Raw genomic sequence first — 10,963 nt, 5'->3', positions numbered from 1 at the left:
GCTCAAGATGCAGAAAGATATATCACTGTAGGGCATGATAAATTGGGAAACAGCGTAGCTCTGGACACGGAAACTATTAAGGGCACCACATACAAACTTTACGGCATCTACGGAGATGGCATCTTCGAGACTACCTTTGATGCATCGTGCAAAGAATCGCGGCTGTTTCGCAATCGCATTGCGATTTACGGGCCAGAAGGACAGCTACTTGAAGAGGATGAAGAAAAAGGAGAAATTCCTTTTGTAGCAAGTTCTTCACCAGGCAAAGGAATGAAAATTGTTTGTCAAAAGATTGGTGTCACTGGTTGGTAGGTGTTCAATATATTATGGGGAATGGGGAGTAGGGAATGGGGAATGGGGAATAAGCAATGCCCAATGCCCGATTTCCAATTCCCAGCTAAAAAATACTAAGGACAAAATAACGTGTCACGCGTATCTCGTCCTGTAATGGGATTAGTTCCTTTGGCAAGTTTGCACAATTTTTTTTGCTCATCGGAACGCAGCAGCGTATCGGTAAAATCTGCCCCGTCAATGATTGCGCCATCAAATCTGGCGTTAGCAGCGAAAGCACCCTCCAACAGTGCATTTGTCAAATTTGCTCTAACTAAACGAGCTGAGTCTAAAGTGGAATTTCTCAAGTCAGCTCCCTCCAAATTCACAGACTCTAAATTTGCTGCAAAGAAACTCACACCCTGCAAATTAGCGTGGCTGAAGTTGCTCTGACGGAGATTAGCTTTGGTAAAGCTGGAATCTGTTAAATCACGTCCTGAGAAATCAGCGTCAACCAAAATTTCTTTATTATATTCGAGTGCCAAAGCTGTGGGAGCAAAACCAAACGTTGCCGTGATGCCAACTATTCCCCAAAGGAATAAGCTGAATATACTTGCCCAAACCTTATGGTCTGTTTTACACTTGCGCCCTAACTCAGTATGGAATGAGTTTAGCTTAGAACCTGTTATGCGTAGGCGTAGCCCGCCACAGGCATCGCTTAATCTAGGATTCATAGAATTCATAATATTTTTAATCAATGGCTAACCTTCCTCCATCTCATTATCCAGATATTGGTCAATTAGGAGAAGACCTAGTAGCCCAATGGTTGCAATCTACAGGTTGGATAATTCTCCATCGTCGCTTTTCTAGTCGCTGGGGAGAAATCGATATTATTGCTGAATATCATGGAGTAACTGGGAAAGAGCAGGGGAGCAGGCGAGAATACCCCACTCCCCAGTCATTATTGGCATTTGTGGAAGTCAAAACCCGCAGTTCAGGTAGTTGGGATGCAGGGGGAAGAAGCGCAATCACCCCACAAAAGCAAGCAAAAATCTGGCGAACAGCTGGAATATTTTTAGCCCAGTACCCTGAGAAGGCAGATTATTCTTGTCGATTTGATGTTGCTATTGTCTACTGTCAAAGGATATCAAAAAATCTGACTGTGGTTACAGCAACCCAGGAAGCTCTAGCTACTTCATCAGCCGCCGGATATAAGTTTAAGCTGCAAGAATACATTCTGGCAGCTTTCGACTCTTCAATTGATAATGGTTAATCGGTAATCGATAAAATATTTTGATTACCAATGACCAATAATTTTGTAGTGGCGTTAAAACCAAATAGTCTCACGCCAAAGTTTCTGGACAGTAGCCTAAGCCCCGGACAAACTGTTGCCGGAACGCTTCAATTTCATCTCTCTCTGGGCTACCATGAGAGACGATCGCAACCTGATAGCGACGCATCACGTCCACAGGGCACTGTCCGGCTTCCAAACTCCAAAGTGCCATTTGCACCCTCATTGGCGGTTCGTAGCTAATTCCTAATTCATTTAGAAAAGCGCGGAAGTCGCCATCTTCTTGGGGCGAGACTTGACCTTTGAGTTTGATCCTAACCACCCAGCCATCAATTTGATGAATTACGGTGACGAAAGAAACTGGTGTCTGGGGTCTAGCGTGCAGGTGTTGAACGACCCTCAAGGTTAGACTGGCATTTGCCAGATAGTACAAGTATTCCATGTTTGTTGGTGCTTGGGATCAAAGCCAATCCTACATATCTATATTCGTCAATCAGTGCCTCTTCCCGGTAGGGTAAAAGCCCCCGTTTTTAGATGGGGAGGTTTACCCAATTTTTATGTTAATTTGTCCGTGTTACCTAATAGTACCTATCTTATAGTCAAGTGATGAAACTAAACAAAAATCCCTTAAAGTTCCTTTAGAAGGGAAAGCTCAAATAAGCTTTTTTAAGAGAGTATAAATACTAAATAAACCAAAAACTAGTAGAAGCCAATTTGAAAGATACCTCTCACCCACAAGAAAAAGATTTTGAATTAGATTGCTCGGTAGCTGGCTATGACTACGAACTACCTCTAGAACTGATTGCCCAAAACCCAGCAGTTCCTAGAGATAGCTCACGGTTACTCGTAGTTGATTCTCCGACTACAGGCATCGAAACAGCACCCTTGCACCACATTTTCCACGATTTGCCTACACTGCTGCGCTCTGGTGATTTGTTGGTCATGAACAATACAAGAGTTATTCCAGCGAGGCTCTATGGTCATAAATCCACTGGTGGTAAAATCCAGGTGTTGCTGTTGGAAGAACGGCAGTATAACTGTTGGTTAGCTTTAGTTAAGCCAGGAAAAAGCTTCAAAGAAGGAGCGAAGATTATTTTTGAAGCAAGGCAAGCGGGGACTGGGGGTTGGGGATTAGAGATTGGGGATTGGGAAGAATCTTCCCTAGTCCCTAGTCCCCAGTCCCCAGTAAAGAGTCCCCAACTCACGGCTACGGTTCTAGAAACAGACGCAGCAACCGGGGGGCGTTTGTTGCAATTTGATGTGCCAGAGGGAAAATCTTTGGTGCAACTGTTAGAGGTATTTGGTGAAGTACCGCTACCACCGTACATCACTACCTCAGAAGCTGCTGACGAGCAGTATCAGACAGTTTATGCCAAAGAACCAGGAGCGATCGCAGCTCCGACGGCAGGGCTACATTTTACCCCAGAATTATTACAAAAGTTGCGCGATCGCAATATCAATCAAGCTTTTATAACGCTACACGTTGGTGTAGGTACATTTCGCCCTGTGGAAGTGGAGGATGTAACTACCCACCAGATGCACGAAGAATGGATTGAAGTCCCCGCCGCTACAGTAGAGCAAATCCGCGCCACTAAAGCAGCTGGTGGTCGAATTATTGCTGTGGGAACAACGGCAGTACGGGCTTTAGAAGGGGCGGCTCAATCTGGGAATTTACAACCATTTTGCGGCAAAACAGACCTATTTATTTATCCCGGCTATCAATGGCGGGTGGTTGATGGTTTAATTACCAATTTTCACCTGCCGCGTTCCAGTTTGCTGATGTTGGTAAGTGCGCTAATTGGCAGACAACGGTTATTGAATATATACAACGAAGCGATCGCTTTTGGATATCGCTTTTATTCATTCGGCGATGCAATGCTAATTTTGCCGTCAGCTGTGGGAGTGGGGAGTAGGGAGTAGGGAGTACAGACGCGATTAATCGCGTCTGTTAGGAGTTAAAAGTTGGAAATTTGGAATTTTTTCTTTCGCGGTGGGTATTCTGACTTATGAGGAGCCAATAAATAAGTATAGGTCTGCGATTTATGTCAGAAAAATCCCTATTTTCTCAGTGGTTACATTTATTTTGCGGGGTGACATTCTGTGGCTGTTCTGCGTTTTTGGTCTTAACTGCATCGGCAATTACTAATTTTCCAGAAAGCAAGCTGTTAGCGGAAACCGCAGTTTCTCAAAATCTCGAAGCCGCGAGCTTTTTCCAGCAAGGAGTCACGCGCTATAATCGCCAAGACTTACAGGGTGCGGAATATGCTTTTCGCCAAGCGGTGCAGCAAGATCCGAGTCTTGCAGCAGCACGAAATTATCTGGGTAATATATTCATGGAGCAAAATCGCCTGGATGTAGCTTTACAAGAATATGCAGAGGCGATTAAAGTTAATCCCAATTTTAGCGAAGCTTATTACAACTTAGGGTTAGTGTTGCACCGACAAGGAGAAAAAGAGGCAGCGATCACAGCTTATCGCCAGAGTCTTGTGATAGATTCTACAAGGGTAGCAGCGTTGTATAATCTGGGTTTGGCGCTGTATGAACAAGGGCAGCTTGAGGATGCGATCGCAACATACCAAAAAGCAATTAATCTAGATAGCAGCAACGCCAACGCTTATTTTAACTTAGCGATCGCCTTGCAACAACAAGGTCAAATAGAGCCTGCGATCGCTAGTTATCGCCAAGCCTTACAGCTAGATCCTAAAAATGCCACAGCCTACACCAATATGGCAAATTTGCTAGCAATTCATGGTCAAGCTTCTGAGGCTATTTCTGTTTATCGGCAAGCTATTCGCCTAAATCCGAAAAATGCCTCAGCCTACTATAATTTGGGAGTCACTTTATATAATCAGGGCGAGATCAAGAAAGCTAGTAGAGTCTTGAACTATGCCCATAACAAGTATCGTGAGCAAGGGAACATTGAACAAGCTGAAAAAATTGAGCAGTTAATACAGCAAATTGCCCAGAAAATTGGGCAACAGCAGCCTCAAGTTAGTCAAACAGCTACTACAAGTAATTTAGTAGAAAAACTTAAGCGACAAACGCCAAATCAACCAGAAACTTCAGCCGACCCTGGCAATGTGCCTTTCTCAGTTGAATTCCAGCCTACTTTAACAAGTCCCGGACAATAAAAAGCTCAAAGTTAGAAATAAAAGAAAAAGTCATCCGCCAGTCCTCAGAATTCAGCATCAATTCTGGGGACTGGCGCTTTTATTTTCCTTGATAGTTAATAAGTCCTAACTCTTAACTCTCAACTCCTAACTTTTTTAAATTGGCAAACGATTGATATCTTTGTTGCAGCCAATAACTACCATTGCTGAACCACGCTCTAAACGCTTTGTGGGGTCAGGATTAATTATAAATTTACCATCCTGGCTCACTGCTAGCAAATTTAAACCGTAGCGGTTACGAAGTTGAAGCTCAGTAATTGTTTTGTCGTGAAATTCATCAGGTACAATCAACTCTACAATACTGTTATCTGGATCTAGGTCAAACCGATCTAAGATTGCTGGTTTAGTAAGTGTACGCGCTAAAGCACAACCCGCTTCATACTCAGGAAAAACAACATGATCTGCTCCGACTCGCCGCAACAGTTTACTATGAACTTCACTAGAAGCTTTGGCAACTACGTGGGGTACACCAGCCTCTTTCACATTTAGGGTGGTTATAATGCTTTCCTGAACGTAGTTGCCAATCGCTACAATTACAGTATCAAATTCAAAAATTCCAGCTTCTTTAAGTGCGGCTGGTTCTGTAGAGTCTAATTGCAAAGCATGATCAACTATTCCCTCAGTTAATGCTTCTGAAACTCGTTTTTCATCAATATCTGTTGCTAACACTTGATAGCCAAAATTGTGCAGTGTAAAACAGACAGATCTACCAAAGCGACCTAACCCAATTACAGCAAATTGCTGGTTATCTTTACGTAAACTGCGAAAAAAATTTAATGATGATAGATTCACCGTTCTTATCCTTATTATGGCTCCCTGTATTTAGGGCAAAAAACGCTCATACAGCTTGAATTAAAAATTTTATTTTTTGCCTTCTAATGTATATTTTATCAGTTTACTTGTTAGTCATTAGTCATTAGTCATTGGTCATTAGTTATTCTTCCCCTGTCTCCCCTGCTCCCTCATCCCCTACTCCCTACTCTCTATCCCTAACTATCCGACGAGTAAATTTTCTTCAGGATAGTGAATTCTGGTAGGGCGGGGGTCTCCTAGTATAGCGGACATCAGTAGTAAAATACCTACTCGTCCAATGTACATTGTGGCAATTAATATGAGCTTTGCTGTTGTAGAAATACTTGCTGTAATGCCTGTAGAAAGCCCTACAGTCGCGAAGGCTGATACCACTTCAAACAAAATTTTAATAAAATCTAATGTTGGATCTGTGAGGCTTATTAAAATTGTAGCTAAAATCACGGTCGCTACTGAACCCACTAACACACCCACAGCTTTCAAAATTAAAGATATTGCTATTTTGCGATCATACAATAAAACTTCTTCTTTCCCCCGGAGAATAGCTTTAGTGCAACTGGTTAAGACTCTCAAGGTTGTTGTTTTCAGACCTCCTCCTGTACCACCTGGACTTGCACCAATAAACATTAGTGCGATCGTAATAAATAGACCAGCAGTGGTCATTTTGCCAATATCGATGGTGTTAAAACCAGCAGTTCTAGGAGTAACTGATTGGAACCAAGCTACTAATACTTGGTCACGGAAATTTAGAGAGCCAAATGTTTCAGGATTTCTGATTTCTATACAGAAAAATGCAATAAATCCTATTAGTAATAATATAACAGTTGTCCTGGTTGCAACTTTAAAATCTAGAGAAAATCTTTGGGCTTTAATAGATTTTTTTAAAACGTGATCGCGCAACCAAACGTACATTTCCAAAATTACCTGATACCCAATCCCCCCAAAGATAATTAACATTGTGATAGTGAAGACTACTAAGAATGATGACTGATACCCAATTAAGTTATCTTTAAATAAGCTAAAACCAGCATTATTCCAAGAATTTATACTATGAAAAATTGCTAACCAAAGTCCTTTACTCCATCCATACTCAGGAACGAAAGCTGGTAGAAGTAAAAAGACCCCTGTAATTTCAAAAATTAAAGTGGTGGCAATAATTGAACGGATAACTTGAGCGCTTCCACTCATCCCCGGTCGGTCTAAAGATTGTTGAATCGCAATTTTTTGCCGCATATCAAACCTACGACCAATGAGCAAAATTAGAAATGTGGTAGTTGTCATGTAGCCCAAACCGCCAATCTGAACTAATAGCGCCATAAAAAACTGGCCCCAAAAGGAAAAATAAGTACCAGGATCAACTACTGATAAACCTGTGACACAAACTGCGGATGTCGAGGTGAATAATGCCACAATCAGGTCATTCCAAGTACCATTGCTAGTCGAGAAAGGCATCATCAAGAGAATAGTACCTACAGTGATGACAGCTAGAAAACCCAAACAAATTGTGCGAGCAACAGTCATAATTAATTGAAAATTTCAAATTCAAAAACTCAATCATCCCAGGCATTCCGGAAACATCCGGTATGCAAATGAGAGCAAAGGCAGCTGATTAAGGGAAAATCAGTAAATCTCTCCAGAGAAGAAAAACCGGAGTTTATTATCCCTGCAAACCAAAAGACCCTATTTTAATTAAAAACACACATGGTAGCCTATGTGTATGTTTTTTTTAAATTCGGCTTTGTCTTAACACTGCTTTTTTCATGAGCGCAACACTTTACCAGCAAATTCAGCAATTTTACGATGCTTCCTCTGGTCTGTGGGAACAGATTTGGGGCGAACACATGCACCACGGCTATTATGGTGCTGATGGTACCCAGAAAAAAGACCGCCGTCAGGCTCAAATTGATTTAATCGAAGAACTGCTGAATTGGGCAGGGGTACAAGCAGCTGACAATATCCTAGATGTGGGTTGTGGCATTGGCGGCAGTTCTTTATACCTCGCACAAAAGTTTAATGCTAAGGCTACAGGGATTACACTGAGTCCTGTGCAAGCTGCCAGAGCAACGGAACGCGCCTTAGAGGCTAATTTGAGCCTAAGAACACAGTTCCAAGTCGCAAATGCTCAAGCAATGCCCTTTGCTGACGATTCTTTTGATTTGGTTTGGTCGCTGGAAAGTGGCGAACACATGCCAGATAAAACCAAGTTTCTTCAAGAGTGCTATCGAGTATTGAAGCCTGGTGGAAAGTTAATTATGGTAACTTGGTGTCATCGACCAACTGATGAATTGCCACTAACGCCTGATGAGGAAAAGCATTTGCAGGATATTTATCGGGTGTATTGTTTGCCTTATGTGATTTCTTTGCCAGAGTACGAAGCGATCGCACATCAACTACCATTACATAATATCCGTACTGCTGATTGGTCAACTGCTGTCGCCCCCTTTTGGAATGTGGTGATTGATTCCGCATTTACTCCCCAAGCGTTTTGGGGTTTACTAAATGCTGGTTGGACTACTATCCAAGGGGCATTATCACTGGGATTAATGCGTCGCGGTTATCAGCGTGGGTTAATTCGGTTTGGCTTATTGTACGGCAATAAGTAAGGACGCATTGCCCTACTCCCTTAGACCCTGTAACATACGTCACACCTTTGCTACCTGGGCAACTAGCGAAGGGGTGTCTCCTGATAAAGTTGCCCGATAGATTGGGGAGAGAGTGAAAAGCGTTCTAAATAATCAACTCACTGTAAAATTAAGTTTCTAATTTTTGAATATTTGAAATGCCACTCGAACTGCAAAACCTCACAGGCGGTTACACCTTAGTACCAATTGTTCAAAACATTAATCTTACTCTGCAAACAGGAGAATGGTTGAGTTTAGTTGGTGCTAATGGCTCAGGTAAATCTACTTTACTCAAATTACTGAGTCGTATTCTTTCCCCACAGCAGGGAACAGTGCTACTTGATGGCAAAGCAATTCACTCTCAACCTCCAAATCTAGTTGCACAGAAACTGGCATTATTACCGCAACAACAAACGGTTCCTGTTGGCTTAACAGTGCGACAATTAGTCAGCTTAGGACGCACACCGTATCAACCTTGGTGGCAATGGGAATTAAACGCCGAAGATTGGGACAAAGTGGAAGCTGCAATTCAAAAAACGCAATTAGAAAAATTTAGCGATCGCTTAATCGAACAACTTTCAGGTGGTGAAAGGCAACGGGCTTTTTTAGCTCTAGCACTAGCGCAAGAACCAAAAGTTTTACTATTAGATGAACCTACAACTTTTTTAGATATTAACTATCAATTGCAACTATTGGAACTGCTTAAAGAACTGAATCAACAGCAGGGATTAACTATTATCACAGTTTTACACGAACTGAATTTAGCAGCCCGGTATAGTTCCCGCATTGCATTATTAAAACAGGGTCATATTTGGGAAGTTGGTACACCTGAAGAAGTTCTAACACAAAGTGCGATCGCCCAAGTATTTAGTGTGGAATCTGTGATTATTCATACACCAGTTGGTTTACAAGTTTGTGCTATTTCTGCTGTGTCAATATAACTCAATTACTTTTCTAGCTCCCTAAAGCTGCATAGTGTCTATGCCAAGCCAGGAAAAACATTCATCTAAATGCTTGGATACCCCATCCGTTGAAAAGATGGGGTATCTAAGTGGGGAAATAACGAGAGGACTGAACACTCACCCTAAGACTTGGTTTCTTGTGTCTGTGCGTCAATAATTACACTCCAGTCATCATTTGTCACAGCAGCTTCAAGTTGACGCTGACGTTCGGCTATAGTCGCATCTATTGTTTCTGACTCTTTAGAGAGGGTTGTGTCAGCCATTGCTTTCCGCAGTTTTAGCTTTTTCTCCTCGTAAGCTTGACGTTCCGCCTCTGACATTACCGCTTTGGCCGCTTCCCCTACCGTACCAGCCCACATTTCGCTTTCAGTTGCATTACCAGGTGGTGTGCTTTCGAGTTCTGCTATCCACGCATCTCTCAAATCTTCCATTTCTTGACGCTTGGGGAACTTGAACGCTTGCACACGTACAAAAGCACACTTTTGCTGACCATTTTGGCTAATATGACCGTTTAGGGAAAGCAACACATTCCGAGAATAGCCAATGTACTGCGTAGTGCGTTCTGCGTCCAATACTGCGTAAACACCTGCAATTTTAGCGTTCTGAGCAGATGCACTCCAAGCCTCAAGGTTAATGATTTCAGTACCATCGTTTGCCAGTTCAGGGGTTATACTCACCTCAGTAGCGGTGTGTTCGTCGTCAGAACTATACAAAAATTCATGCAATCCACGGTGGTTTATGGGGACATTTTGATGTTCAATTGGCGGGTTGTGTTGAGTTTCCATCGCAGTTTATCTCCGAGTTATTAATTAGCGCTACGCAAATATATCCCTTTACAATATTGAAGCTTAAATCTACTCACATCCCCAAATTCTTGCTGACAAACCGAAAACAACTATTAAACCTTATATGAATCAATTAACACCTAAAAATTGGATATTCATTAAACAGCGACTGACCCCTTATTTATTTTTACTACCCGCCTTAGTTCTTTTGGCGTTAACAGTCTTTTGGCCTGCACTGCAAGCCTTTTACCTGAGCTTTACCAGCTACGAAGATATTGCCCAGCCGCCACAATGGATAGGTTTTGCCAACTTCCTCAAGCTTTGGAAGGATGCAGTTTTTTGGAAAACCTTGGAAAACACTTTTTTATATCTTGTGGGTGTAGTCCCAATTTTAGTAATTGCTCCTCTAGTGCTGGCAATTTTGGTAAATCAGAAACTGCGGGGGATGAATTGGTTTAGATCGGCATACTACACCCCAGTGGTAATTTCAATGGTGGTTGCGGGAATAGCTTGGAAATGGCTGTATGCAGAAAACGGGTTACTGAATCAGTTTTTGAAAGCTTTGGGTATTTTTCCAGAAGGTATTCCTTGGTTAACTAGCCCAGAAAAAATTTTTGGTATTCTACCAATTTCTCTTGCCAGCGTCATGGCTGTCACCGTGTGGAAAGGGCTAGGCTACTACATGGTGATTTATTTAGCAGGGTTGCAATCAATTCCTGCTGATGTGTATGAAGCTGCTGCAATCGATGGTTCTGATGGTGTCAGCAAACATTGGGATATTACCATACCTTTGATGAAACCGTATTTAGCACTCGTGGCGGTGATTTCGGCTATTTCTGCTACTAAGGTTTTTGAAGAAGTATACATTATGACCCAAGGAGGCCCACTCAGTAGCTCGAAAACGATTGTCTATTATCTATATGAGCAAGGGTTTGGCAATTTGGAAATCAGCTATGCTTGCACAATTGGTTTAGTGCTATTTTTGATAATTTTAGGATTATCAATTTTGCGATTAGTTATCAATCAAGAAGGGGGAGATAATATCACAATTTGA

Annotated in this window: 12 protein-coding genes; 7 read left to right on the top strand and 5 right to left on the bottom strand. The window is 42.1% G+C overall.

The features are described 5' to 3' along the window. A partial coding sequence (locus tag VE944_RS08380; RefSeq protein WP_324975062.1) for a hypothetical protein occupies positions 1-312 on the top strand: 312 nt, incomplete at its 5' end. A 95-nt stretch (positions 313-407) separates the two neighbouring features. Here the strand turns inward: VE944_RS08380 and VE944_RS08375 are convergent. Then, positions 408-1,004 (bottom strand): pentapeptide repeat-containing protein, encoded by a 597-nt coding sequence (locus VE944_RS08375; RefSeq protein ID WP_324975059.1) that lies wholly within the window; start codon positions 1,002-1,004, stop codon positions 408-410. A gap of 23 nt (positions 1,005-1,027) precedes the next feature. On the opposite strand from VE944_RS08375, the gene VE944_RS08370 reads away from it, so the two are divergent. Then, entirely contained in the window at positions 1,028-1,543 is a 516-nt protein-coding gene (locus VE944_RS08370; protein ID WP_324975056.1) for a YraN family protein, read from the top strand. A gap of 70 nt (positions 1,544-1,613) precedes the next feature. Here the strand turns inward: VE944_RS08370 and VE944_RS08365 are convergent, their stop codons facing one another. Further along, positions 1,614-2,003, bottom strand: a complete 390-nt coding sequence (locus VE944_RS08365) for a hypothetical protein (RefSeq protein ID WP_012412259.1) — start codon at positions 2,001-2,003, stop codon at positions 1,614-1,616. Between the two features lie 272 nt (positions 2,004-2,275). Between VE944_RS08365 and queA the strand changes: the two genes are divergently transcribed. Beyond that, positions 2,276-3,481: a tRNA preQ1(34) S-adenosylmethionine ribosyltransferase-isomerase QueA gene (gene queA, locus VE944_RS08360; protein ID WP_414690113.1), complete on the top strand. Its 1,206-nt coding sequence runs from the start codon at positions 2,276-2,278 to the stop codon at positions 3,479-3,481. A 122-nt stretch (positions 3,482-3,603) separates the two neighbouring features. Continuing rightward, positions 3,604-4,692: a tetratricopeptide repeat protein gene (locus VE944_RS08355; protein WP_324975048.1), complete on the top strand. Its 1,089-nt coding sequence runs from the start codon at positions 3,604-3,606 to the stop codon at positions 4,690-4,692. Between the two features lie 135 nt (positions 4,693-4,827). Here VE944_RS08355 and VE944_RS08350 read toward each other — a convergent pair whose 3' ends face one another. Both VE944_RS08350 and VE944_RS08345 read right to left on the bottom strand, forming a co-directional pair. Further along, positions 4,828-5,523, bottom strand: a complete 696-nt coding sequence (locus tag VE944_RS08350) for a potassium channel family protein (RefSeq protein ID WP_324975045.1) — start codon at positions 5,521-5,523, stop codon at positions 4,828-4,830. A gap of 201 nt (positions 5,524-5,724) precedes the next feature. Continuing rightward, positions 5,725-7,062: a TrkH family potassium uptake protein gene (locus tag VE944_RS08345; RefSeq protein ID WP_324975042.1), complete on the bottom strand. Its 1,338-nt coding sequence runs from the start codon at positions 7,060-7,062 to the stop codon at positions 5,725-5,727. A 239-nt stretch (positions 7,063-7,301) separates the two neighbouring features. On the opposite strand from VE944_RS08345, the gene VE944_RS08340 reads away from it, so the two are divergent. Together VE944_RS08340 and VE944_RS08335 are read left to right on the top strand one after the other, a co-directional pair. After that, entirely contained in the window at positions 7,302-8,144 is an 843-nt protein-coding gene (locus tag VE944_RS08340) for a methyltransferase domain-containing protein (RefSeq protein WP_324975038.1), read from the top strand. Positions 8,145-8,320: 176 nt separating this feature from the next. Then, positions 8,321-9,103, top strand: coding sequence for an ABC transporter ATP-binding protein (locus VE944_RS08335; protein ID WP_324975035.1), 783 nt, complete (start codon positions 8,321-8,323; stop codon positions 9,101-9,103). 143 nt (positions 9,104-9,246) lie between these two features. Here the strand turns inward: VE944_RS08335 and VE944_RS08330 are convergent, their stop codons facing one another. Then, positions 9,247-9,909 carry a GIY-YIG nuclease family protein gene (locus VE944_RS08330; protein ID WP_324975030.1) on the bottom strand — a complete coding sequence of 221 codons (663 nt, stop codon included), beginning with the start codon at positions 9,907-9,909 and terminating at the stop codon, positions 9,247-9,249. Positions 9,910-10,033: 124 nt separating this feature from the next. Between VE944_RS08330 and VE944_RS08325 the strand changes: the two genes are divergently transcribed. Continuing rightward, complete coding sequence (locus VE944_RS08325) at positions 10,034-10,963, top strand: carbohydrate ABC transporter permease (RefSeq protein ID WP_324975027.1); 930 nt, start codon at positions 10,034-10,036, stop codon at positions 10,961-10,963.

It is taken from the genome of Nostoc sp. (assembly GCF_035638895.1).
In the GTDB taxonomy this organism is placed as follows: Bacteria; Cyanobacteriota; Cyanobacteriia; order Cyanobacteriales; family Nostocaceae; genus Nostoc.
Note: the sequence above shows the minus strand (reverse complement) of the source record. Positions and strands in the feature narration are given on the sequence as shown.